This is a genomic window from Blastomonas sp. RAC04, from assembly GCF_001713435.1.
Taxonomy (GTDB): Bacteria; Pseudomonadota; Alphaproteobacteria; order Sphingomonadales; family Sphingomonadaceae; genus Blastomonas; species Blastomonas fulva.
This window is the reverse complement of record NZ_CP016460.1, coordinates 2489772-2513875: the sequence shown is the minus strand read 5'-3', so window position 1 is coordinate 2513875 and position 24104 is coordinate 2489772. Positions and strand designations below refer to the sequence as shown.

Sequence of the window (24104 nt, the reverse complement as noted above, 5' to 3'; positions counted from 1 at the left end):
GCATACCCATGCAATAACCGATGATCAGCATCCGGATCATCAGCTCGGGATCAACCGAGGGTCGTCCGGTCGAGCTGTAGAAAGGCCGCAGATGTTTGCGAATGCCCGACAGGTCAACGAACCTATCAATCGAGCGCAGCAAATGATCCTACGGAACATGCCGCTCCAGGTTGAAGCTGTAAAATAGCGCATCTTGCGCCACCGTCCGTTCGCCCATCATCGGCCGCCTCCGCTTGCTCGCGAAGACATAGAATCAATACTCTAGCGCCATTGCAAGGGCGAGTTTTTCAACAGAATCGGGTCGTCTGCCGTCCTTCATTAGTCGAACAAGTTGGCCGCCAATCGAAATTGATCCGTTGTCAGCGCCGCCTTGATCGCAGCCAACGCATCTGCAGGGTGTTCTGCTACCTTTGCGACATTTCTCCCACGCCACGATAGTCCAAGTTTGTTTGTGCGGCTTGACGTCGGCCAATCGGCTGAACCCTGGCGGCTCTCTTCGAGTGCCCAAGCAATTATATCACGCTTTGTTGCTTGTCTAACGCCCGCGACCGCTTTGACTTCTCCAGGCAGCACTTGGATGAGAGGAGGCTCCAGAGAGGCGGCAATGCCCGTCATTACTCCAAAACTGAACGTCGGTTTGATGTGCCGGGTCGCAGCCGCCATCTCCATCGCGACAAACCTAACGTCATGTGTTTGGATGACGCGGCGGATGCCGCTAACGTGAACCCTTGCTCGGTCATAGCCGTCACTTGTCAGACGAACCTGCTTCAACTTTTGCCGCTCTGTTGCGATCACGCCCACTTCGATCACCGATAGAATTTTTGCGCTCATGATGTCGACGAGCGCAACCGCAAAACCGGTGAAGCTAAGCCCCGGATCCAAGCCCAGGAAAATTGCGGTCTTGGACGCAGTTGAGGATTGCAGGCCGCTAGCTCGCTCCATGGCTATTCCCCGGACCCCGGCCACGAGCGTTTTCGCTGCGACTGGCAATCTCAACAAGCCAAGCGTCGGCATCCGCGCGGGCTATTCGGGTAGACCGTCCGATCTTGGTGATGCGAAGCCGGCCGGCTTCAACCTCGCGATAGAAAGTGGTCTTCCCCATGCTGAAATTCTGCAGGAAATCCTGCACCGTCATCAATTCTGGCAAACTCATATATTCTCCATCGATATCGACGCAGATTCGCAAATCGGGCCGGCTCGACGGGGATAATACCCTCAATGACTATTGGTTTGTCAATACGTTCTGAAATAAAAACCATTCGATACACCGGTAATTACATGCAATTATCAAGATCAGTTGGGTGTATTGTAATTAATCATCAAATGAGTAGTTTGTTCGGTGTAGTCGTTAATCCACGACAAAGGTTGCCCATTCTTCCATAAGCTCGCGCCGCTGTTCTCGGCGATCGGAGCGAAGATAGGCGGCCTCGGTTTTGTCCGAGTTCACATGTGCAAGCGCCACCTCGGCGAGCTCGCTAGGAAACACGGTCTTTTCAGCGACCCAGTCCCGGAATGTGGATCTCAAGCCGTGAACGGTTTCGCTGCGGCCACAACTCCGCAGAACCTTAGTGAGCGTCATATCGCTAAGTGGTTTGCTACGGATTTGCCCAGGAAAAATGAGCGCTTGAGCATCTCGGCGGTAGGGCAGCATCTCTTCGAACGTCGCAACAGCAGCGGATGAGAGGGGCACAACGTGCTCGCGCCCGGCTTTCATTCGCTCAGCTGGAATCGTCCATGTCCTCAACTTGAGATCGACCTCGTTCCAGCGCGCTCCTCGGATTTCCCCAGAGCGACATGCGGTCAGGACTAGCGCACGAAGCGCTACCTTCCCTGTGCTGCCACTATCCATAAGCTTACGCATGAGGGCTGGCAGCTCCTTGTATGGCAAGGCGGCGTGGTGTTTCACGCGACCCCGTTGTTTGGGAAGCGCCTTGTCGATCACTGGCAGTGCTAAGCCAATCGGGCGATAGCCCTTCGCGACCGCCCAATCTACTACGGTGTTAATGCGTTGACGTAATCTGCGGGCCGTTTCGGGCTTTGCGAGCCAGATTTCCTCGAGCGCATCGCGGACCGCGTGCGCCTCGACCTGGGAAACGAGCATATCGCCGAAATGGGGAAAGGCATACGTCTCGAGTGTTGAAAGCCATTGCGCTTGATGCTTGCCGTTTTTCCACCCCTTTTTGTGCTCTGCATGAACCTGAATCGCGGCTTCCTGAAATGTTGGGACCCCGGTCTGCTTGCGGCGTTCAGCGATGGGATCCAAGCCAAGCTCGATCTGCTGGCGAATCAGGCTCGCACGGTCGCGCGCAAGCTTGAGCGGGACCTTGCTGGCGCTACCTACGCCGATGTCACGCCGCCGACCCGCCTTTTGAACGCGCACGATCCAGCTTTTTGATCCTGTCTTTCCCACAACGAGGAAAAGGCCATCGCCGTCACCATAACGACCAGGCTTTGAGGCGTTCCGAATCGCCAGCGCGCTCAAGCGCTTCAAGACTTAATTACCCACATTATTACCCACACCATAGCGCGAAACTGGGCGAATTGCAAGGAACCGTCACGATCAAACGACGGGAAGATTTGTCCTATTTGCAATGACTTAGGGGGCCTGAAGGGGCGCTGAGGAACTAGTGATTGGCGGAGACGGAGGGATTCGAACCCTCGGTGGGAGTAATCCCCCCACGACGGTTTAGCAAACCGTTGGTTTCAGCCACTCACCCACGTCTCCGCATGGCACGCATCTGAATGCGAGCAAGCCCCTGCCTTGGGGCCGGTCGATTGGCCAGAGCGCGCTATAGCGGCGCCTTGGGCGGGGATCAACCGGATAGTTGGCAGATGTGTTGATCGCCTGCAATTGACCCGAGTTTCCCGCCCGGGCTGCAGGCAAACCGCGGGTTTCCCACGATTTGGCGTGTTTTTGACTCGGGCTGCCGCACCATCGACTCGGGTCATCGCCGGTTCATTGTGCGCGCTGCACAAATGCGGGATTCGTGTAAGCCAGTGCATGAGCGGGAGGCAAATCTATGCGATCAGGGCTATTCAAGCACATTCTGGCGGCTGCCGGGGTGATGGCCATGGCGCTGGGCGGGCCTGTGGCCGGCATGGCCCATGCGCAAGTCACCACCGTCGATCCCAACGAGGCGATCGATTCCGACCTGGCACCGCCGCGGGCGCCCGAAACCAGTGCGCCGCTCGACCAGGGCTATGATTATGGCACCCCCGATTCGGGCGCGGCCAGCGGCGAGGTTTATGCGCCGCCGCCCGCCAGCGCGCCGCAGCCCGGTCTGGACACCCAGCCCGGCTTCGAGGCGCAGTCGGGAACTGCCGACAACGGCTATCAGAAGGATGACCTCATCGGCGCCGCCGAGGGCGTGTTCGGCAAGGGCGCCGAGGGCCTGGCCGGACTGATCGAGGATATCCTGCGCAAGCAGGGTGAGCCCAACGGCTATATCATCGGGCGCGAGGCTTCGGGCGCGTTCGTGGTCGGGCTGCGCTATGGCTCGGGTACGCTGCACCACAAGGTGGAGGGCGAGCGGCCGGTCTACTGGACCGGTCCGTCGATCGGGTTTGACGCCGGCGCCAATGCCGGCAACACCTTCGTGCTGGTCTACAACCTGTATGACAGCGAGGACCTCTACAAGCGCTTCGGCGCGGGCGAGGGCGCGGCCTATCTGGTCGGCGGTTTCCACACCAGCTACCTGCGCCGCGGCGATGTCGTGCTGATCCCGGTGCGCATGGGACTGGGCCTCAGGCTGGGGATCAACGCCGGCTACATGAAGTTCACCCGCAAACGAAATTTCGTTCCGTTCTGATGACTTAGCCCGCAGGGTCGCACTGCCAGAAATGGGCAAAGAAAGGCCGGTTGTCGCATTATCGTGGCAACCGGCCTTTTTGCCTTTTTGCCTTGCCCCGGCGTCAAGCTGGCGGCATGGAGGCACGCGCATTTTCCTGACGCCGGACGCTACGACTCCGGCAACATTATTGCTATTATTGGGGGATTGATCCGTGCTTGAACAATTGAAGGCGCAACCGGCCGACGCGCTGCTCGCGCTTATCAAGCTTTATGCCGCTGACGAACGCGCCGAGAAGATCGACCTTGGCGTTGGCGTCTATCGCACCGCCGATGGCGCCACGCCGGTATTCGCGGCGATCAAGGCGGCCGAGGCAAGGCTGCTCGCGGACCAGAACAGCAAGAGCTATCTCGGCCCCGAAGGCGATATGGGCTTTGTCCGCGCGATCATGCCGTGGATGCTGGGCGATTTCGACCCGGCCGGACGCATCGACGGGCTGCAGACCCCGGGCGGCACCGGCGCGGTGCGGCTTGCGGCGGACCTGCTGCTCAAGGCCGGCGTCCGTCGCATCTGGATGGGCACGCCCAGCTGGCCCAACCATGTGCAGATCCTCAATGCAGTGGGGCTTGCCTGCGAGACCTTCCGCCACATGGATGTCGCGACCCAGCGGCTGGATTTCAACGCGCTCGAAGCCGCGCTCGACAAGGCCGAGGCAGGCGATGCGGTGCTGCTGCACGGATGCTGCCACAACCCCACCGGCGCGGACTATAGCGAAACCCAGTGGAACGAGATTGCCGAGACGGTGGCGGCCAAGCGGCTGTTCCCGCTGATCGACCTTGCCTATCACGGCCTTGGCCATGGCTTCGAGGCGGACGGCTATGGCCTGCGTGCGGTGCTCTCGCGCGTGCCCGAGGCGCTGATTGCGTACAGCTGCGACAAGAATTTCGGCCTCTATCGCGAGCGCGTCGGCGCGCTGTATGTGATGACCGAAAGCCCCGCGCAGCAGGCATCGGTGCAATCGAACCTGGCCGCGCTCGCGCGCGCCAACTGGTCGATGCCGCCCGATCACGGCGCGGCATCGGTGCGGATCGTGCTGGAAGACGAAGGCCTCACCAAGATCTGGCTCGACGAGCTTGCATCGATGCGGGCGCGGATGCGCGGCGTGCGCGATGCGCTGGCGGCGCATCAGGCGATCGGGTCGGTCAATCTCGCCGCGGTCGGCCAGCAGAACGGACTGTTCTCGGTGCTGCAGCTGACCTCCGAACAGATTGCCGCACTGCGCGCCGACTATGGCGTGTACATGGCGGGATCGGGACGGATCAACATCGCCGGATTCACCGACGCCAATATCCCGCACTTCATCGAAGGGCTGCGCGCGGTCACCGCATAGGCGCACCCCCGATCGGGCGATCAGCCGACCAGTTCCGTCAGCGTCTCGACAGTGAGCACCTGCGGCAGGATGACCGGGTCGCTGCCGGGCTTGTACCACACATACAGTGGTACGCCCGAGCGGCCCTGCGCCTCGAGATAGCGGCTGATCGCGGCATCGCGGCGCGTCCAGTCGCCTTCCAGCACCACCACGCCCGCCTTGCTGAACGCGGCGGCGGTGGCCTCGCGCTGGATCGCGGCGGCTTCGTTGGCCTTGCAGGTGATGCACCAGTCGGCGGTGAAATAAGCGAATACCGGGGTCCCCGCAGCGCGCAGCTGCGCAAGCTTCGCCTCGCTGAACGGCTGGGCGGGAAGGGTGGCACCGGCAGAGGTGCCGGGCGAGGCTGCACTTCCTCCCGTCGGCAGCAGCAGCACGGCCGCGACCGCGCTGGCAAGCGCCGGGGCAAGCGGCAGCCAGCCGCTGCGTCCGGCCTTCTGCCGCGCGCCCAGCCACCACAGCAGCAACGCCAGCAGCATCGCGGCGGCAAGGCCGAAGAGCACGCCGGTGTTGCCCGTCTGCTGGCCCAGCAGCCAGACCAGCGCCAGCCCGGTCAGGAACATCGGCACCGCCATGATGCTGCGGAAGGTGCCCATCCAGGCGCCCGGTCGTGGCAGGCGGTGGCGCAGCGCGGGGATGAAGCCGATCGCGAGGAACGGCAGCGCAAGGCCCAGGCCCAGGCCTGCGAACACCAGCAGCGCGGCAGGCACCGGCAGCACAAGCGCGCTGCCCATCGCCGCGGCCATGAACGGCCCGGTGCAGGGTGTTGCGACGAAGGCCGCGAGCGCGCCGGTCCAGAACGAGCCTGCCGCACCGCCCCTGCCGATGAGGCTCGAGCCTGCAGAAATGCTGCCGAACTCGAACAGTCCGGCCAGGTTGAAGGAAATCGTGGTGACCAGCAGCAACAGGCCCAGGATGATGCGCGGGTCCTGCAGCTGGAATGCCCAGCCGACCTGCTCGCCGCCCGCGCGCAGGATCAGCAGCAGTCCGCCCAGCGCGACGCACACCAGCACGATGCCCGCAGTATAGGCCAGCGCATCGCGCCGCGCACCGCGCTCGTCGCCACCGGCCTTGGCAAGGCTGATCGCCTTCAGGCTGAGGATCGGGAAGACGCAGGGCATGATGTTGAGCAGCAGGCCGCCGAGCAGCGCGCCGCCCAGCGCGGCCGCGAGCAGCGCCAGCATGTCGCCCTCGGGCTCTTCCGCCGGAGCGGCATCGACCCGCGTGCCGCCGGGTGCCACCGCGCCCTTATCGGCCACCAGCTCGAGCCCGAGATGCTCACCGATGCGCAGCACGCCTGCCAGCGGTCCCGCCAATGCGCCGCTCGCCTCGGTCTCGATGATCAGCCGGTCGCCATCGCGGAAAAAAGCTTGGGGCGCGCTGTAGCGCACCACCCGTTCGGTGCTTGCGAAGAAATAGGGCGCCTCGATATCGCCCGCTGCGGGATAGGGGACGGCGATGCGCAGGATCTTGCCGTCGAGCTGATACGTCGCCTTCGATCCCAAAGGCGCAGGCAGGCGCTGGCGCCAGCCGTCGAACCGGGCGCGGGTGTCCTTGCTGGTCGCGCCATCGCCCACGATCAGGCTGGTCGATAGCGTCGCGCTTTCGGGCACGCAGATCTCGTCGGTGCAGGCCAGCCAGTCGGCCTTGACCGAGATTGGCAGGCGGGCGCCGGGGGCCAGGGACGGATCGATGGTCAGCGCCACCAGAGGCGCGTAGGCGCCCTCGAACACATGGTTCATCAGCCCGGCGATGATCAGCGTTTCGGGCACGGGATAGCGCAACTCGCCCGCGCTCACCCCCCTGGGCAGGTTCCAGGTCAGCGTCATGCCCAGCCCGGCATCGCCGGGGTTCAGCCAATAGCCGTGCCAGCCGGACTTGGGGGTCATCGCAAAGGCGAGATCGACGGTGCTTCCCGGCGCGGGCGCGGGGCTTTCGGCGACCAAAGATGCCGCGATGTTGTTGGGGCCGCGCTGCAGCGGTTGCGCGACAAGCTGTGTCGACGCGGCGAGCGGCAACAGGGTCAGCATCACCGCCAGCACGGCTTTCAGGAGGCGCATCGTCATTGGCGGCCGATGTAGTCGCTTTGCGAGCTTTCGCCAATGGGTCAACGGGCCCTTGCCGGGAACCGACCTTGTGGTCGAGGGGTACGCTCCTTGAGCGCTCGGCTTTTCCCCCACCCATTGGCAGATTCATGACCCTCTTGTTCATCTATGTTGGCAGCGCGCTGGGAATATCGTTCCTGTGCTCGCTGCTCGAAGCCTCTTTGCTCACCATCACACCGTCTGCGATCCAGACCGGCAAGACCAACGGCGCACGCTGGGCCGATGGCATGGAGGTGCTCAAGCGCGACGTCGATCGCCCGCTGGCGGCGATCCTGACGCTCAACACGGTGGCGCATACGATGGGCGCGGCAGGCGCAGGCGCCGAATATGCGCGGCTGTTCGGCAATTCGACTCAGGCGATCTTCGCCGCCGCGCTGACGGTGGCGGTGCTGGTCCTGACCGAGATCATCCCCAAGACCATCGGCGCGCGCTATGCGCTGCAGCTTGCGCCCTTTGTCGGGCGGGTGCTGCCGGTGATGATCCGCCTGCTCGCGCCCTTGGTCTGGTTTTCGCAGCAGCTGACCCGGCTGATCACCTTCGGCCAGGCCGCGCACGCTCCCAAGCACCGCGAAGAGCTGATGGCGGTCGCGCGGATGGGGAGCGATTCAGGCCAGCTGCACCGGCAGGAGAGCGAGGTGCTGCACAATCTGCTGCAGCTGGGTGAGGTCAAGACCTGGGACATCATGACCCCGCGCACGGTGGTGTTCGGGCTGCCGAAGACCACGCCGCTGGCCGAATTCGTGGGCGAGGTGCGCGACAAGCCTTTCACCCGCATCCCGATTTCGGATACCGACCCTGCCGATGTCATCGGCTTCGTCCTCAAGGGCGAGGTGCTGATGCACATCATCGAGCAGGGCGATCGGGCGCGGCAGGGTGAGGCCACGCTCGACAGCCTGATCCGGCCGATGACCAGCACGCTGGGCACGGTGCCCGTGGACCGGTTGTTTCAACGGTTCATCGAGGAGAACCACCACATCATGCTGGTGGTCGACGAATATGGTTCGGCGCAGGGCATCGTCACGCTGGAGGATGTGGTCGAGACCATCTTCGGGCTCGAGATCATCGACGAAGTCGACAAGATCCCCGACATGCAGGCCTATGCCCGCGACATGTGGAAGGCGCGCGCGAGGCGGATCGGGATCGACGCCACGGCAGACTGATGGGTCAGCGCTGGTCGTAGGGGCTCAGGCCCTTGCCTAGCCGGTTTTCGCCCAGCGGGATCGGATCGCGGCTCCAGTTGGCGACGAACCAGGTGTTGCGCTCGACGCCTGGCGCCAGGCTTGCGTCATTGCCGAAGATCTGCAGGCCAGCCGAGGAATAGCTGCGGCCCTCGGCGGCCACAGCGATGAACGCCGACCAGTTTTCCTTGCTCTGCCCCTGCACGAAGATGTTGCGGGTGATCTCGCCGCTCGCGCCGCCGGGCAGGTCGATCATGTAGTTGCTGCCATTGCCGCGGCTGTCGTCGAAGCTCGAATCGGTGATGCTGACGCGGGCTGCGCGGCTTTTGACATAGTGCCCGCCCTGGCCCTTTTCGAAGCGCGAGCGGGTGACGGTGAGCGAGCCGTAATCGCCGATATAGAGCGAATGCGCGCAGTCCGATGCGCACAGGCCGAGCCCCGAGAACGTGCTCTTGTCGATGACGATGCGGCCGCCGGGGTTTTGCGCCGAAAGGATGCCCTGCTGGCTGTCGCGGAACAGGCTGTTGACGACGGTCAGGTCACCCCATTCGAGCCGGATGCCTGCGCCGTTCTCGTCCGGCACGGCAATGTTCTGGAAGATCAGGCCCTCGACGCGCGCGCTGCGGCCGCGCAGCACCAGGGTCGCCTTGCCCTCGCACACGCCGCCATCGAAGATTGCACTGCCCGGCGTGACCGCGCGATAGGTGATGTTGCCCGCTTCCTGCACCACGCAGTCGCGCCAGATGCCGGGCTGTACCTCGATCGTCCCGGTGCCTCCGCCGATCTTGCCAACAGCATCGGCGAGCGAGCGATATGCCTTGCCGGTCTCGGCGATGCGATAGGGTGTGGGGCGTCCCTGCTGCGCGGAGAGCGGGACGGCGATGCTGGCGAGCAGCGCGACGAGCAGGAGGATGCGAAAGAAGGTCATGCCGCGGAAAATAGCACAGCGGCACAAAAACGCGCGGATTTAGAGGGTTAACGTAAGGCCCGTCCCGTCACGGGACAGGCCCGGGCGCATCCGTTACCGGCGCACTCTTGCGCTTGCGGCCGTAGACCAGATCGAACAGCGGCGATGCCATGAAGGTCGTGACGATCGCCATGATCACCAGCATCGAAAACAGCGCCGGACCGATGATGCCGCGCTGCAGGCCGATGTTGATGATGATCAGCTCCATCATGCCGCGCGCATTCATCAACGCGCCGATCGCCATGGCGGTCGCATTGTCCTGCCCGGTCAGCCGCGCGGCGACATAGCAGGCGACCCCCTTGGCGAGGATCGATGCGGCAAGGATCCCCATCGCGATCGCCAGCAGCTCGGCATTGTTGACCACGGTCAGCTGGGTGTTGAGCCCCGAATAGGCAAAGAACATCGGGATCAGCAGCACCATCACAATCGGCTCGAGCTGGCGCTGGACATCGTTGGCGAGCAGCCCGCGCGGCATGCAGATGCCCAGGATGAATCCGCCCAGCACCGCGTGGATGCCGATGAAGTCCATCGCGAATGCGGCCATCATGAACAGCACGAACACCACCGCCAGCATCGAATGCGTGACCTTGCCATCGCGCTCGGCGATCCGGCCCAGAGGCGCGAGCAGCCGCCGCCCGTAGATCAGCATGAACGCGGCAAACGCCGCGCCGCCGGCGATCGCCTTGATCGCGACGCCCGGGCCATCGCCGAAGCTCGCCAGCACGATGGCGAGCACCGTCCACGCGGCGGCATCGTCGATCGCGCCGGCTGACAGCGTCAGGCTGCCCAGCCGTGTATCGGTGAGCCCGCGTTCGTGAATGATCCGCGCGAGCATGGGAAAGGCGGTGATCGCGATGCACGCGCCCAGGAATAGCGTTGCCTGGAACTGGTTGACGTCGCTGGCGAACAGCCCGGGCACCCGTTGCAGCATCGGGGCGAGCACGACGGCGACCAGGAACGGGACCGCCATGCCGGTGAAGGATACCGCAGCGGCGCTGCCCATTTGCGCGCGGAAGTGATCAGAGCGAAAGCCCAGCCCGACGATGAACATGTACAGCCCGACGCCCAGCTGCGCGCAGACGAACAGCACGTCGCGGGTTTCTGCTGGGAACAGCGCGGCCTGCACGTCGGGAAGGACATATCCGAACAGCGAGGGGCCGAGCACCACGCCCGCCATCATCTCGCCGACCACCTGGGGCTGGCCCAGCCACCGGCGAACCGCATAGCCGATCACCCTGCAGGTGGCGATGATCAGCGCCATCTGCAGGAAGAAATACGCGCTGAGCTCCGATGGTGTCACGCGTTACAGGCCCCTTGGGGGACTGCCGCAGCGCCAGTCCCGGCGGGATGTTGCGGTTTAGTGCGCGGGAGTCAACACATCCGCACCGATCCCGACCGGTCAGTCCAGATTGGGACGCAGCCAGCGGCGGGCGGTGTCCATGTCGACCCCGCGCCTGTGGGCATAATCGGTGAGCTGATCCTCACCGATCCGCGCCACGCCGAAATAGGCCGAGTCCGGATGACCGAAATAGAAGCCGCTGACCGCCGCGGTCGGCAGCATCGCAAAGCTTTCGGTCAGCGTGATGCCGGTCGCATCGGTGGCCTTGAGCATCTCGAACAGCGCAGGCTTGGCGCTGTGGTCGGGGCAGGCGGGATAGCCCGGCGCGGGGCGGATGCCGCGATACTGCTCCTTGATCAGCGCCTCGTTGGTCAGCTGCTCGCCTGCCGCATAGCCCCACAGGGTGGTGCGCACGTGCTGGTGCAGGCGTTCGGCAAAGGCTTCGGCGAGGCGGTCGGCCAGCGCTTTCAGCAGGATGTCGTTGTAATCGTCGTGATTGGCCTGGAACTTTGCCAGCTGCTCGTCGATGCCATGCCCTGCGGTGACCGCAAAGCCGCCGATCCAGTCACCCGCGGTGTCGATGAAGTCTGCAAGGCACATGTTCGCCCGGCCCTCGCGCTTGGCAATCTGCTGGCGCAGGAACGGCATGCGGATTTCCTCGCCGCCGGCATGGATGAAGACATCGTCGCCATCGCGCTGGCACGGCCACAGCCCGACCACGCCCTTCGCGGTGAGCCATTTCTCTTCGATGATCTGGTCGAGCATCGCATTGGCATCGGCGAACAAGGACGTCGCGCTCTCGCCGACCACTTCGTCGGTGAGGATTGCGGGGAAGTTGCCCGCCAGCTCCCACGCACGGAAGAATGGCGTCCAGTCGATGCATTCGCGAAGGTCCGCAAGGTCCCAGTCCTCGAACACGTGGAGGCCAGGCTGCACCGGCGCAGGCGGCTTCTGGCTCATGTCGGCGACAAAGCCGTTGGCGCGCGCGACCTCGAGCGGGGCGAGCTCGTTCTGCCCCTTGTTGGCGCGGGCGATGCGGACGGCCTCGTATTCCTCGGCGACCTTGAGCACGAAGGGATCGCGGTTGGTCTGGCTGACCAGGTTCGAGGCGACGCCGACCGCGCGGCTGGCATCGAGCACGTGGATCACCGGGCCCTCATACGCTGGAGCGATCCTGAGCGCGGTGTGGACCTTGGAAGTGGTGGCCCCGCCGATCATCAGCGGCATGGTCATGCCCGCCTTCTGCATTTCCTCGGCCACGGTCACCATCTCGTCGAGCGAGGGGGTGATCAGGCCGGACAGGCCGATGATGTCGGCCTTGTTGTCGTTGGCGGCCTTGAGGATGTCGTGCCAGGGCACCATCACGCCCAGATCGACGACCTCATAGCCGTTGCACTGCAGCACTACGCCGACGATGTTCTTGCCGATATCGTGCACATCGCCCTTCACGGTCGCCATGATGATCCGGCCCTTGCCCTTGGCATTGGGGTCCTTCTCGGCCTCGATATAGGGGAACAGGTGCGCGACCGCCTTCTTCATCACGCGTGCGGATTTGACCACCTGCGGCAGGAACATCTTGCCCTCGCCGAACAGGTCGCCGACCACGTTCATCCCGTCCATCAGCGGACCTTCGATCACCTCGATCGGGCGGGTCGCTTCAAGCCGCGCTTCCTCGGTATCCTCGACGATATGCGCGTCGATGCCCTTGACGAGCGCATACTCCAGCCGCTTGACCACCGGCCAGCTGCGCCATTCGGCGGCCTGCTTCTCGGCGCGCTCGTCCTTGCCGCGGAAGGATTCGGCCAGCGTGATCAGCCGCTCGGTCGAATCCTCGCGCCTGTCCCAGATCACATCCTCGCACGCTTCGCGCAGCTCAGGATTGATGTCGTCATAGATGTCGAGCTGCCCTGCGTTGACGATGCCCATGTCCATGCCTGCCTTGATGGCGTGGTAGAGGAACACGCTGTGCATCGCGCGGCGCACCGGCTCGTTGCCACGGAAGCTGAACGACAGGTTGGAGACGCCGCCCGAGATATGGACATGCGGGCAACGCTTCTTAATCTCGGTGCACGCCTCGATGAAGTCGATGGCATAGCGGCGATGCTCGTCGATGCCGGTGGCGACCGCGAAGATGTTGGGGTCGAAGATGATGTCTTCGGGCGGAAAACCGATCCCGGTGAGCAACTTGTACGCGCGCTCGCAGATCTCGACCTTGCGCTCCTTGGTGTCGGCCTGCCCGACCTCGTCGAACGCCATCACGACCACGGCCGCGCCGTAATCCATGCAGATGCGCGCGTGGCGCAGGAACTCTTCCTCGCCTTCCTTCATGCTGATCGAGTTGACGATCGGCTTGCCCGAAACGCACTTCAGCCCCGCCTCGATCACCGACCATTTCGACGAATCGATCATGAACGGCACGCGCGCGATATCGGGCTCGGCGGCGATCAGCTTGAGATAGCGGGTCATCGCGGCGTGCGCGTCGAGCAAGCCTTCGTCCATGTTGATGTCGACGACCTGCGCGCCGTTCTCCACCTGCTGGCGCGCGACATCGACCGCCTCTTCATAGCGGTCTTCCATGATCAGCTTCTTGAACTTGGCAGAGCCGGTAACGTTGGTGCGCTCGCCGATGTTGACGAACTGGGCGGTGGACTGGGTCATTTTTTCTCAATTCTCTCCCCTCCCGCTTGCGGGAGGGGGTAGGGGGTGGGCGCGGCTACGAAACTTCGGGCAGGTTCAGGCCCACCCCGGCCTCGCCTGCGGCGCGGCCTACCCCTCCCGCAGGCGGGAGGGGAGAAGTCTGGATCAAGCCGCCATCGTGAACGGCTCCAGCCCGGCGAGGCGCGTCTGCACCGGCGGGGTGGGGATGGCACGCGGCTGCGCATCGGCAACCGCGCGCGCGATTGCGCCGATATGCGCAGGGGTGGTGCCGCAGCAGCCGCCGACGATGTTGATCAGGCCGTCGTCGAGCCACTGCTTGATCAGCTCTGCGGTCTGTTCGGGCAGCTCGTCATACTGGCCAAGATCATTGGGCAGCCCGGCATTGGGATAGGCCATCACCAAAGTATCGGCCTGCCGCGCCAGCGCCGCCAGATGCGGGCGCAGAAGGTCGGCGCCGAACGAGCAGTTGAGCCCGATGGTCAGCGGCTTGATGTGCCGCACCGCGTGCCAGAACGCCTCGACGGTGTGGCCGGACAGGTTGCGCCCGGCCATGTCGGTGATCGTCATCGAGATCATGATCGGCACTTCGCGCCCGGCAGCCTGCGCCGCATCGCGCGCGGCCATCGCGGCGGCCTTGGCGTTCAGCGTGTCGAAGATCGTCTCGATCAGGATGAAGTCGACCCCGCCTTCGACCAGCGCGTCGCACTGTTCGCGATAGACATCGCGCATGGTATCGAAATCGACCTCGCGATAGCCCGGATCGTTGACGTCCGGCGACAGCGACAGCGTCTTGTTCGTCGGGCCGATCGCACCTGCCACAAAGCGGGGCTTGCCGTCACGGGCATACGCCGCATTGGCTTCCTCGCGCGCGACACGGGCGGATTCTAGATTGATCTCGCGCACCAGATGTTCCGCGCCATAATCGGCCTGGCTGATGCGGTTGGCGCTGAAGGTGTTGGTCTCGATGATATCCGATCCTGCATCCAGATAGGCGCGGTGGATTCCCGCGATCACCGGAGGACAGGTGAGCGCGAGGATATCGTTGTTGCCCTTCTGGTCGTGCGTGAACTCCAGATTGCCCCGGAAATCCTGCTCGGTCAGCTTGGCCGCCTGGATTGCGGTGCCATAGCCGCCGTCGAGCATCATGATGCGGGTGGCGGCGATCGACTTGAGGTGTTCGGCGGGGGTCACGCGGCATTCTCCTGGAGAACCGGAGCCGCCTGTGCGTGCCGGTTGGCGCGCAGGCCAAGCAGGTGGCAGATCGCAAAGCTGAGCTCGGCCCGGTTGAGGGTGTAGAAATGGAAGTGGCGCACACCGCCCGAATAGAGCCGGCGGCACAGTTCGGCGGCCACCGTGGCAGCAACCAGCTGGCGGGTGGTGGGGTGATCGTCCAGCCCTTCGAACAGGTCGTTCATCCATTGCGGGATGGCGGTGCCGCACATTCCCGCGATCTTGCGGGTGGTGGCGACATTGCTGACCGGCAGGATGCCCGGCAGGATCGGCTTGGTAATGCCGGCCTTGGTATAGGCATCGCGAAAGCGGAAGAACGCTTCGGGCGAGAAGAAGAACTGGCTGATCGCCTGGTCCGCGCCCGCATCGATCTTGCGCTTGAGATTGTCGATGTCGCTGTCGGCACAATCGGCATCGGGATGGGTTTCAGGGTAAGCCGCGACCGAAATCTCGAACGGCGCGACTTTCTTGAGGCCGGTGACCAGCTCTGCGGCATTGGCATAGCCGCCCGGATGGGGGCTGAACTTCTCGCCCGCACGCGGCGGATCACCGCGCAGCGCGACGATGTGGCGCACGCCCGCGTTCCAGTAGTTCTGCGCGATCTCGTCGATCTCGTCTCGAGTCGCATCGACGCAGGTCAGATGCGCTGCGGCGGGAATCGCGGTTTCGGCCGCAATCCGCGCGACGGTGGCGTGGGTGCGCTCGCGGGTCGACCCGCCCGCGCCATAGGTCACCGAGACGAACTTGGGCTTGAGCGGCGCCAGCGTGGTCAGCGTGTCCCACAAGGTCTCTTCCATCTTCTCGGTCTTGGGCGGGAAGAACTCGAAGCTCACCTCGACATCGCCGGCCAGCCCTGCGAACAGCGGGGTACCAAGCGCCTCGCGCGCTTCAGCCAGTTGTTTGAGCGACAGGGTCATGCAGCAGCCTTTCTGGGCGTTTGTTGTTTTTGCGGGTGGAGGGAGGCGGGCGGCGCCTTGCCATGCCGCACCCCCAGCCAGATTTTCACGGTGAGCGCGCCGCCCGAAAGGCTGCGCGTCTCGATAAGGTCGATCCCGGCACCGGCAAGCATCGTGGCGATCTGGTCGTCGCCGAAGCCGAGCCGCGCATGCGCGTCCCGTTCGCGCAACTCCTCCAGCGCATGCGGGGCAAAATCGACGATGGCGATGCGCGCGCCGGGTGCTGCCACCCGGCCTGCCTCGTCGATCACCCCTTGCGGGTTCTGCGCATAATGCAGCACCTGGTGCAGCAGGATCGTGTCGAAGCCTTGGTCGATCAGCGGCAGCGCGTAGAAATCCGCCTGCACCAGATCGACCTGTTCGGTGGCGTGATGCTGCAGCTTGGCGCGCGCCAGCCGCAGCATTTCAGGGCTGCGATCGAGCGCGGTGCTGTGTTCGGCGCTGTCGGCGAACAGCTCGATCATCCGCCCGGTGCCGGTGCCGATATCTAGCAGACGCCCCAACGGCTGGTCGCGAATCATATCCGCCAGCGCGGCTTCGACATCGGCCTCGGGCAGGTGCAGCGACCGGATGGCATCCCATTGCCCGGCATGCTGCGCGAAGAAATCGGCCGCACGCTGCTCGCGGATGGCGCGAATCGCATCCAGCTGCGCCCGGTCGGCGGCGTGTTGCGCGCTCAGCACCGGACCGACGGCATCGTCGTGGCGCAGGAAGGCATCGAGCAGGCTGGCAGCCTTGTGGTTCAGCCGCGGCAGCGCAGGGCGCAGGAACACCCAGCTGCCTTCCTTGTGCCGCTCGGCAAGCCCAGCCTCTGCCAGAATGCGCACATGGCGAGAAACCCGCGGCTGGCTCTGGTCCAGCACTGCCGCAAGCTCCCCAACCGAAAGCTCCATCAGCTGCAACAGCAGCATGATGCGCAAACGGCTGTCGTCGGCCAAAGCCTTGAAGAGCAGCGTCATATCCATGAAAGGGCATATAAAGAATTCTTTATATGTGGTCAATGCGGCATATTGCCCGGCGTGGGCAGCTGCCGGAAAAGCCGCGTGGCCCGTGCGATTTGTAAGCTTGTGTCTCTGTTTGGCGACTTTCCCAACCAAAGTGATTGCAAAGGCGAAAAACTGGCGCTAGATGCGCCGGTCCGACAGTGGGGGCTTGTCTGAAGCTTGTCGGCACAATTGTGACGTGTTTAACTCCTTTTGGGCTGGTGATCAGCCAATTAGAACAGGACGGAAGTTCAAGATGAAGACCATTTTTTCGATCGCATCGGTTGCCGCTCTCTCGCTGGCCCTGGCTGCTTGCGGCGCAGAAAACACCGAAGAAGCTGCCACCGCAGAAGCAACCGCTGAAGAAGCTGCTGATGCCGGCATGGAAGCTGCTGAAGCTGCTGGCGACGCCGCTGCTGAAGCAACCGAAGCTGCTGGTGAAGCCACCGAAGCTGCTGCTGAAGGCGCTGTGAACGCTGCTGAAGCTGGCGCTGACGAAGCTGCTGCTGCTGCTGGCGAAGCCAAGGACGCTGCTGCGGCCGCTGGTGAAGCTGCCAAGAAGGCTGCTGAATAAGCCATGCATCGCTTCTTCGGAAGCATGCTGAAGATACTGGCCGTCAGCGTTAGCGCGCTGGCGGCCATGTCTTGTGGGGCAGCGGACAATGATCCGGGCCCCGGCGGTGTCACGGTGGGCGAGGCCCGCGCGCTGGACGAAGCCGCCGAAATGCTCGACGAGCGCAATGCCGATCCCGCTGCTGCCTCCGCGCAGCAAGGCGCAGCGCAGGACGCGCCCGCGCAATAGCAGGTTTCGCCTCGGTCGGCCTGCCGCTATCAAGCCGGGCATGACCGACACATCCTCCCCCATGACCTATGCGCGCTATCTCGCGCTCGATTCGCTGCTCGATTGCCAGCAGCCCCAGTCGTCCGAGGACGACGAGATGCTGTTCATCATCATCCACCAGACCAAGGAACTGTGGCTCAAGCAGATCATCCGCGAGCTGCGGATGGCGAATGCCCAGGTGGCTTCGGGCGCGCTGATCCCGGCGTACAAGGGGCTGGCACGGGTCAGCCGCATCCAGGCGGTGATGACGTTGAGCTGGGATATCCTCTCGACGATGACGCCAAGCGACTATACCCGCTTCCGCAACGTGCTGGGCCCCAGCTCGGGCTTCCAGTCGGACCAGTTCCGCACGGTCGAATATCTGCTCGGCCTCAAGGACAAGGCGTTCCTCAAGTTTCAGGACGACCGGCCCGAGGCGCAGGCGGCGATGGCCGAGGCGCTGGCCAGCCCCAGCCTGTGGGACAACGCGATCGCGGCCGCCGCGCGCGCCGGCTTTGCCATCCCGGCAGAGGTGCTGGAGCGCGATTTCAGCCAGGCCTATGCGCCGCATACCGCAGTCGAGGACGCCTTCGTCCAGGTCTATGCCGATCCCGAGCGCCACTGGGATCTGTACCAGCTTGCCGAGAAGCTGGTCGATCTCGACGATGCGATGGCCGCCTGGCGGCACAAGCACGTGCTGACCGTCGAGCGGATCATCGGCATGAAGCGCGGCACTGGCGGCACCGCGGGCGCGGCCTATCTGCACAGTACGCTGGGCAAGAAGGCGTTTCCGGAACTGTGGTCGCTGCGCACGCGGCTATAGCCTTAGCTTTGCGAATTCCTCTTTCGTCATTCCCGCGAACGCGGGAATACCGCTTTCTTGGCCGACGTCGACGCAGTAGCGGGACCCCCGCGTGCGCGGGGGTGACGAATCAGGAGGGCACGAGTGCAACTTGGCGGGACAGCGGGTTCCCTGGCGCTGCAAACCGCACTAGGGCTATGCCATGACCACCGCCCCGCTCCCCGATACCGAAACACGCGGCCTGCTGGCGCTGCTGCCCGCTGCGGCGCGACCCTATGCGCTGCTGGCGCGGTTCGACCGGCCGATCGGCTGGTGGCTGCTCTATTGGCCTTGCCCGTTCGCGCTGGCGCTGTCGGGCGGGCTGCGCACGCATTGGCCACTGGTGCTGTGGATGCTGCTCGGCGCGATCGCGATGCGCGGCGCAGGCTGCGTCTACAACGATATCGTCGACCGCGATCTCGACGCGCAGGTGGCGCGCACCCGCGGGCGCCCGCTGGCGAGCGGCGCGGTGAGCCTCAAGGCCGCCTGGGGCTGGCTGCTGGCGCTGTGCGCGATCGGGCTGGTGGTGCTGGTCCAGCTCAACCTGCTTTCGGCGCTGATCGCGATCGGCTCGCTGGCGCTGGTCGCGGCCTATCCGTTCATGAAGCGGATCACGTGGTGGCCGCAGGCCTGGCTCGGGCTGGTGTTCAGCTGGGGCGCGCTCGTCGCCTGGGCGGCGGTGGACGATGCGCTGCCGCTGCCTGCGTTCCTGCTCTATTTCGGCTGCGTCGCCTGGGTCATCGGCTATGACACCATCTACGCGCTGCAGGATGTCGAGGACGATGCACTGGTCGGCATCCGTTCGAGCGCGCGCGCAATGGGCGCTGCCGTCAGGCCTGGCGTCGCGCTGTTCTATGCGCTGACCCTGGGCCTGTGGGCAGCGGCGATCTGGCAGGTCCGCCCCGATGTGCTGGCGCTCGCCGCGCTGGCGCCCGTCGCGCTGCACCTTTGCTGGCAGGTCGTCGCGCTCAAGCCCGCCGATCCGCAGGACCCGCTGACCAAGTTCCGCAGCAACCGCGATGCCGGGCTGCTGGCCTTTCTGGCCTTTGCGACGGTGGGGCTGGCGGGGTAGCATCATGACCTGCAAGGTAATGGTTTAGCCTATCTCTCCCCGCTAGGATCGCGGCCATGCCACAGGATACCCGCACATCCGAGCCCGCCGGGCAACAGCTGCGCCAATGGCGCGAGCGCCGCCGCCTCAGCCAGTTGCAACTGGCGCTGGAGGTGGAGATGTCCACCCGGCATCTCAGTTTCGTCGAAACCGGGCGTGCCCAGCCCAGCCGCGACATGATCATCCGTCTCGCCGACTATCTCGATATCCCGCTGCGCGCGCGCAACCAGATCCTGCTGTCAGCAGGGCTGGCGCCCGAGTTCGAGGAGACAGGCCTTTCCGCGCCCGAAATGGCCGAGGCACTGGCGGCGGTCGAGCATCTGCTCAAGGCGCACGAGCCGTTTCCCGCGCTGGCGGTGGATCGGCACTGGAACATGGTGGCGGCCAATGGCGCGCTGGCGCTGCTGACCGAGCAGATCGCGCCGCACCTTCTGGTGCCGCCGGTCAACGTGCTGCGGCTGGCGCTCCACCCCGATGGTCTGGCGCCGCAGATCGTCAATTACGAGCAATGGCGCAGCTACATCCTCCACCGGCTCGACCGCGATATCGAGCTAACCGCCGATGCAGCGCTCAGCCTGCTGCGCGATGAGCTGGCGGGCTATCCGGGGTCGGCAAACGACAATGCCCCTGCCGGGCGCGCGCCGATCGCGCTGCCGCTGGTGATCGATACGGTGGCGGGCAGGCTGTCCTTCATGACCACGGTGACGATCTTCGGCACGCCGCGCGACATCACGCTGTCGGAACTCGCGCTTGAGACGTTCTTTCCCGCCGACGCGCGCACCATGCAGGTGCTGCGCTCGCTGGGTGGAGCCTGACATCAGCGGTGTTAGGGGGGAAGGGCAGGGCGGTGCGAGACCTGTGAAGCGACCGCCCTGCCTATCTTTGAAGACGACTGTGCTCTTGCCGATGCAGACCCTGTGCCAGTCCGATCATTGCAAGCGCTGTCATAGGGTTAGATGGTTAACGAAAGCTTCGAGTTGTAATCGGGTGTAAAATATCCCGACAAGGCGATCATGGTTAGCAAAACCCTAAATCTGCGCCGACCGCTGCCGTTCATGGTCTGGACCACGATATTCCAGCGAAGGAGTTGCAGCAATGATCGGATTACTGGCGCAAAAGGGACTTGGCCTGTTCACACGCAGCGCCGCGCAGCCTTCGCCGGACCGTGACCGGCTGATCGGACTGCTCGACATGCTGGTCGATCAATGCGACCGCGAGGCCGACCTGATCGACGATGCGACGCTGCTGCCCGATCGCTATTACTCTGTAGCCCGCGCCGCCGTGCAGGGGCATTACCGGATCGAGCCCGAGCGCATTGCCGAACGCCTGCTGCGCCACTGAGCGCAGGCCGCTTGCCCAGGCTATCGTTTTCGCGCTTGGCAGCACCGGTTTGATCGGCGATGACAGGGGCCATGGCTGACCAGATATCTCCGGCGTCCGAACGCGAAACCCCGACCATCGATCCGCGCACCGGCGAACCCCTGCCCGAGGCGACGCCTGCAGCAACCATCATCGTGTTCCGGCAATTGCCCGGGGGCGGGGCGCCTGAACTGCTGATGGTCGAACGCTCGGCGCAGATGGTGTTCGCAGGAGGCGCCGTGGTGTTTCCCGGCGGCCGGGTTGATCCCGACGACCACGCGCTCGCCGCCACGATGGACCATGCGCTCGAGCCCGACGATGCCGCCGCACGGATCGCGGCCATTCGCGAGACGATCGAGGAAACCGGGCTGGGCCTGGGCTTCGTAGATCCGCCCGAGCGCGATGCGCTGGCCAGCGCGCGCGCGGCGATGCACGGCGGCGCCGTGTTCTCGGACGTGGTGCGCACCGCCGGATGGCAGTTCGATCTGTCCGCGCTTACCCCGTTCACCCGCTGGCGGCCGCCGTTCAACAGGCACCGCGTTTTCGACACGCGATTCTTCATCGCGCAGTGCGATGGGCATGATCACATCATCGAAGTAGACGAGACCGAGAACCGGCACCTGTTCTGGGCAACTGCAGCCGAGGCGCTGGCCATGGCGCAAGAGGGCAAGGTCAAACTCATCTTCCCGACGCGGCGCAATCTGGAACGGCTGGCGCAGTTCGGCAGCATCGGCGAGGCGCTGGACCATATCGCCCGTTACCCATCGCAGATGATCATGCCCTATATCGAGGATCGCGACGGCCAGCCGCATCTGTGCATCGACGAGGATCTGGGCTATCCGGTGACCAGCGAGCCGATCACCAGCGCGATGCGCGGCTGATCCTTTTCCGGCGTGCCCGTAAAAAGCCGCGCGCAAGGGGAACCCCGGCGCGGCCGGCCGCGTAACCCGTTCATCCCAACCGGAGATGAACAATGTTGCAATATGCCCTTATCTTCCTGATCGTCGCGATTGTCGCCGGCGTTCTGGGTTTTGGCGGAATTGCCGGCGCGTCTGCCGGGATTGCCAAGATCCTGTTCTTCCTGTTCCTGCTGTTCCTGGTGATCAGCCTGGTCATGCATCTGGTGCGCGGTCGAGCGTAACGCCGCAGACGCAAGGCAGACACAAAAAAGGCCCGGAGCGATCCGGGCCTTTTTCGTATCGAAAGCCTGCGATGCACAATCAGTCGATGGCGCGCTCGGCAGCCTTGCCGACGGATTCGACGTCACGGCCGGCACCCTTGACGGTGTTGCAGGCAGACAGCAGCGTCACGACGAGTCCGGCGGCGACGATCATGCGATAGGAGCGGGTGCGATTCATGGTCGGTAATCCTTCGTTTTCAATAACCTGATGCCGTTTGCGGGCGGCATGACCCGGCTATCTACGCTGTGGCGGCCAGAAGGTTGCGCACAAATAAAACGGAACCATCCCGCAGGCGGCGGGTTGTTGGAAGAGTGGGATGCGGACAGGCGCGCTGAGACAATGCGCTGCCCGACACCCTTTTTCCACGGACCAATCACGCTGCTTTGGGGGCAGCTATCGAGAGGCGCAAGCGATGACAATCAAACCGGACCACAGCACGACTGACGAAACCGCCGAGCAGGTTGCTCCGGAGGCCATCGTGCCGTTGGACGATGCAACCTTCAAGCAGCGCCTTGCTGCCACCATTCCGCATCTTCGCGCTTTCGGTTACAGCCTGTGCGGCAAGATGGATCTGGCCGACGATCTGGTTCAGGACACGATGCTGAAGGCATGGGCAGCGCGTGCGAGGTTTCGTCCCGATACCTCGATGCGTGCCTGGACCTTCGTGATCCTGCGCAACTGCTATATCTCGCAGATGCGCCGCAACAAGTTCACCGCGCCTTATGATGAAGGTGTTGCCGAGCGCACCCTGACGTCCAACTCGGATCAGCAGGCGCCGCTCCACCTCGAAGACGTGCGCATGGCACTGATGCAGCTGGGTGCCGACCAGCGCGAGGCGATCATTCTCGTGGGCGCCGGCGGCTTCTCCTATGAGGAAGCGGCAGAAATCTGCGATTGCGCGGTCGGCACGATGAAGAGCCGGGTCTCGCGTGCGCGCGCCGCCCTGGTTGCGATGCTCGATGGAGATTCACCCATCGGCACGCGTCGCCAGCGCAATTCGGCTGATGAAGCGATGAGCGACATCCTGGGCACTCTCGACCGGTTGAGCGAGGGCGTTACGGCGCTTGCAGCTTGACCCTCTCGATCCGGCGCAGTGCCGGAACCCATCGTCGCGGCGGCGGTGGGAGGTTGCAACCAAGGACGCCGACAGGCGTCCTCTTTTTACAAAGCGGCCATACCGGCCGGAACGGGAAGTGAAGAAAGTGCGCGGTGTCAATTCCCTGGAACGTCTGGAGGAACCCGCCATGCATACATCTGGTTTTGATCCGCTCGTGATGCGCCAGGCGCGGATCGGTCGCAGCCTGCGCGAGGTCTATGACTGTGTCACCGACACCCCGCTGCCCGACCAGTTCGATGCGTTGCTCGCCCAGCTCGACAAGATAAACCTGGGCGGCGGATCTCGCTGAACCCAGCGTGCCGTCTGAAGAAATCACGACCGCCCGTCCTCGCCTGAGGTCGGGCGGTTTTTCGTGATCTCTCGCAGCGAATTTCGTGCGCAAAAAAAGGGCCGCGATCCGGTGTGGATCGCGGCCCTGTTTTGCGTGGCTCTGTGCAGGCTGATCAGCTGATCAGCGCACGCAGCATCCAGGCGTTTTCTTCGTGCTTACCTATGCGTGCGGTCAGCAAATCGGCGGTGAACACGTCGTCTGCGTCTTCGGCAACTTCCACAAAGTCGCGCATCCGCTTGGCGATCGCTTCATTGTCGGCGATCAGACCCTTGAGCATGGCGTCCGCCTGGTGCGGGGTTTCGCTCGAATCGACGATCGACAGCTTGGTGTAATCGCCGAACGAAGCAGGAGCGATCTCGCCCAGCGCGCGGACGCGCTCTGCGATCACGTCGGCAGCGGCGTGGAGGTCTTCATACTGCTCTTCGGTCAGCTTGTGCACGCTGTAGAACGCCGGGCCGACGATGTTCCAGTGAACGCCAAGCGTCTTGAGATAGAGCGAATAGGTATCGGCCAGGCCGTGCTGGAGCGCCTTGGCGACTTCCTTGCGGTCGTTGGCTTCAATGCCGGTGTTGACGGTGTCAGTCTTGGTCTTGGCTTTGGTCGCCATGTCATGTCCTCCTGTTGTGGATGCAGCAAAGGGCGGTCGCGCACAAAGACGTGACCTTTCCTGAGTGCCTACGCACTGCCCGACCCCCGGTTCCGCATACTTTGCCG

General features: G+C 64.0%; 25 protein-coding genes, 1 tRNA gene and 1 pseudogene. 13 read left to right on the top strand and 14 right to left on the bottom strand.

Going from position 1 to position 24104, the window contains the following annotated elements:
- Position 1 precedes the first annotated feature (1 nt).
- The 5 genes and pseudogenes from BSY18_RS20670 to BSY18_RS12700 all read right to left on the bottom strand — a co-directional run.
- A pseudogene (locus tag BSY18_RS20670) lies at positions 2-220 on the bottom strand (transposase); the annotation flags it as partial.
- A gap of 98 nt (positions 221-318) precedes the next feature.
- Positions 319-942: a crossover junction endodeoxyribonuclease RuvC gene (locus tag BSY18_RS12710; protein WP_171900229.1), complete on the bottom strand. Its 624-nt coding sequence runs from the start codon at positions 940-942 to the stop codon at positions 319-321.
- Complete coding sequence (locus BSY18_RS21655) at positions 929-1102, bottom strand: excisionase family DNA-binding protein (protein WP_353850131.1); 174 nt, start codon at positions 1100-1102, stop codon at positions 929-931. The genes BSY18_RS12710 and BSY18_RS21655 overlap by 14 nt, the downstream gene beginning before the upstream one ends.
- A 246-nt stretch (positions 1103-1348) precedes the next feature.
- Complete coding sequence (locus BSY18_RS12705; protein ID WP_054135860.1) at positions 1349-2491, bottom strand: tyrosine-type recombinase/integrase; 1143 nt, start codon at positions 2489-2491, stop codon at positions 1349-1351.
- 141 nt (positions 2492-2632) lie between these two features.
- Positions 2633-2725: transfer RNA gene (locus tag BSY18_RS12700), tRNA-Ser, on the bottom strand.
- Positions 2726-3020: 295 nt separating this feature from the next.
- On the opposite strand from BSY18_RS12700, the gene BSY18_RS12695 reads away from it, so the two are divergent.
- Positions 3021-3809, top strand: a complete 789-nt coding sequence (locus tag BSY18_RS12695; protein ID WP_069050840.1) for a DUF1134 domain-containing protein — start codon at positions 3021-3023, stop codon at positions 3807-3809.
- 193 nt (positions 3810-4002) lie between these two features.
- Positions 4003-5178 (top strand): amino acid aminotransferase, encoded by a 1176-nt coding sequence (locus BSY18_RS12690; protein WP_069050839.1) that lies wholly within the window; start codon positions 4003-4005, stop codon positions 5176-5178.
- Positions 5179-5198: 20 nt separating this feature from the next.
- Here BSY18_RS12690 and BSY18_RS12685 read toward each other — a convergent pair whose 3' ends face one another.
- A complete protein-coding gene (locus BSY18_RS12685; RefSeq protein ID WP_069051904.1) occupies positions 5199-7274 on the bottom strand; it encodes a protein-disulfide reductase DsbD family protein in 2076 nt (691 codons plus the stop codon).
- Positions 7275-7408: 134 nt separating this feature from the next.
- Here BSY18_RS12685 and BSY18_RS12680 point away from each other — a divergent pair, with 134 nt between their 5' ends.
- Positions 7409-8479 carry a CNNM domain-containing protein gene (locus tag BSY18_RS12680; RefSeq protein ID WP_069050838.1) on the top strand — a complete coding sequence of 357 codons (1071 nt, stop codon included), beginning with the start codon at positions 7409-7411 and terminating at the stop codon, positions 8477-8479.
- 4 nt (positions 8480-8483) lie between these two features.
- On the opposite strand, the gene BSY18_RS12675 is transcribed toward BSY18_RS12680, so the two are convergent.
- The 6 genes from BSY18_RS12675 to BSY18_RS12650 form a co-directional block, all read right to left on the bottom strand.
- Complete coding sequence (locus BSY18_RS12675) at positions 8484-9425, bottom strand: hypothetical protein (protein WP_069050837.1); 942 nt, start codon at positions 9423-9425, stop codon at positions 8484-8486.
- 67 nt (positions 9426-9492) lie between these two features.
- Complete coding sequence (locus tag BSY18_RS12670; protein WP_054135880.1) at positions 9493-10764, bottom strand: cation:proton antiporter; 1272 nt, start codon at positions 10762-10764, stop codon at positions 9493-9495.
- A gap of 99 nt (positions 10765-10863) precedes the next feature.
- The gene (metH, locus tag BSY18_RS12665; RefSeq protein ID WP_069050836.1) at positions 10864-13461 is read right to left on the bottom strand and encodes a methionine synthase; all 2598 of its coding nucleotides are present in this window, start codon (positions 13459-13461) and stop codon (positions 10864-10866) included.
- 144 nt (positions 13462-13605) lie between these two features.
- Positions 13606-14652, bottom strand: coding sequence for a homocysteine S-methyltransferase family protein (locus BSY18_RS12660; protein ID WP_069050835.1), 1047 nt, complete (start codon positions 14650-14652; stop codon positions 13606-13608).
- Positions 14649-15608, bottom strand: coding sequence for a methylenetetrahydrofolate reductase (gene metF / locus BSY18_RS12655; RefSeq protein ID WP_054133818.1), 960 nt, complete (start codon positions 15606-15608; stop codon positions 14649-14651). The genes BSY18_RS12660 and metF overlap by 4 nt, the downstream gene beginning before the upstream one ends.
- On the bottom strand, positions 15605-16612 hold the full coding sequence (locus BSY18_RS12650) for an ArsR/SmtB family transcription factor (RefSeq protein ID WP_069050834.1): 1008 nt from the start codon (positions 16610-16612) through the stop codon (positions 15605-15607). Before BSY18_RS12650 ends, metF begins: the two co-directional genes overlap by 4 nt.
- 217 nt (positions 16613-16829) lie before the next feature.
- Between BSY18_RS12650 and BSY18_RS12645 the strand changes: the two genes are divergently transcribed.
- The 8 genes from BSY18_RS12645 to BSY18_RS12610 all read left to right on the top strand — a co-directional run bounded on the left by BSY18_RS12645 (position 16830) and on the right by BSY18_RS12610 (position 21902).
- Positions 16830-17204 (top strand): hypothetical protein, encoded by a 375-nt coding sequence (locus BSY18_RS12645; protein WP_197275731.1) that lies wholly within the window; start codon positions 16830-16832, stop codon positions 17202-17204.
- Positions 17205-17228: 24 nt separating this feature from the next.
- Positions 17229-17432 carry a hypothetical protein gene (locus tag BSY18_RS12640; RefSeq protein WP_117351469.1) on the top strand — a complete coding sequence of 68 codons (204 nt, stop codon included), beginning with the start codon at positions 17229-17231 and terminating at the stop codon, positions 17430-17432.
- A gap of 40 nt (positions 17433-17472) precedes the next feature.
- Positions 17473-18273: a tryptophan 2,3-dioxygenase gene (locus tag BSY18_RS12635; RefSeq protein WP_069050832.1), complete on the top strand. Its 801-nt coding sequence runs from the start codon at positions 17473-17475 to the stop codon at positions 18271-18273.
- Positions 18274-18454: 181 nt separating this feature from the next.
- Positions 18455-19363: a 4-hydroxybenzoate octaprenyltransferase gene (ubiA, locus tag BSY18_RS12630; RefSeq protein WP_069050831.1), complete on the top strand. Its 909-nt coding sequence runs from the start codon at positions 18455-18457 to the stop codon at positions 19361-19363.
- Positions 19364-19419: 56 nt separating this feature from the next.
- The gene (locus BSY18_RS12625; RefSeq protein WP_069050830.1) at positions 19420-20217 is read left to right on the top strand and encodes a helix-turn-helix domain-containing protein; all 798 of its coding nucleotides are present in this window, start codon (positions 19420-19422) and stop codon (positions 20215-20217) included.
- A 280-nt stretch (positions 20218-20497) separates the two neighbouring features.
- Positions 20498-20743 (top strand): hypothetical protein, encoded by a 246-nt coding sequence (locus BSY18_RS12620; protein WP_054133873.1) that lies wholly within the window; start codon positions 20498-20500, stop codon positions 20741-20743.
- Between the two features lie 71 nt (positions 20744-20814).
- A complete protein-coding gene (locus BSY18_RS12615) occupies positions 20815-21642 on the top strand; it encodes an NUDIX domain-containing protein (protein ID WP_150126278.1) in 828 nt (275 codons plus the stop codon).
- Positions 21643-21734: 92 nt separating this feature from the next.
- The gene (locus tag BSY18_RS12610; protein WP_069050829.1) at positions 21735-21902 is read left to right on the top strand and encodes a DUF1328 domain-containing protein; all 168 of its coding nucleotides are present in this window, start codon (positions 21735-21737) and stop codon (positions 21900-21902) included.
- Between the two features lie 79 nt (positions 21903-21981).
- Here BSY18_RS12610 and BSY18_RS12605 read toward each other — a convergent pair whose 3' ends face one another.
- The gene (locus tag BSY18_RS12605; RefSeq protein ID WP_054134317.1) at positions 21982-22095 is read right to left on the bottom strand and encodes an entericidin A/B family lipoprotein; all 114 of its coding nucleotides are present in this window, start codon (positions 22093-22095) and stop codon (positions 21982-21984) included.
- Between the two features lie 259 nt (positions 22096-22354).
- Here BSY18_RS12605 and BSY18_RS12600 point away from each other — a divergent pair, with 259 nt between their 5' ends.
- Positions 22355-23017, top strand: a complete 663-nt coding sequence (locus BSY18_RS12600; protein ID WP_069050828.1) for a sigma-70 family RNA polymerase sigma factor — start codon at positions 22355-22357, stop codon at positions 23015-23017.
- Positions 23018-23186: 169 nt separating this feature from the next.
- Entirely contained in the window at positions 23187-23348 is a 162-nt protein-coding gene (locus BSY18_RS21270) for a NepR family anti-sigma factor (protein ID WP_156317951.1), read from the top strand.
- A gap of 154 nt (positions 23349-23502) precedes the next feature.
- On the opposite strand, the gene BSY18_RS12590 is transcribed toward BSY18_RS21270, so the two are convergent.
- A complete protein-coding gene (locus BSY18_RS12590; protein ID WP_054133874.1) occupies positions 23503-23997 on the bottom strand; it encodes a Dps family protein in 495 nt (164 codons plus the stop codon).
- Positions 23998-24104 lie beyond the last annotated feature (107 nt).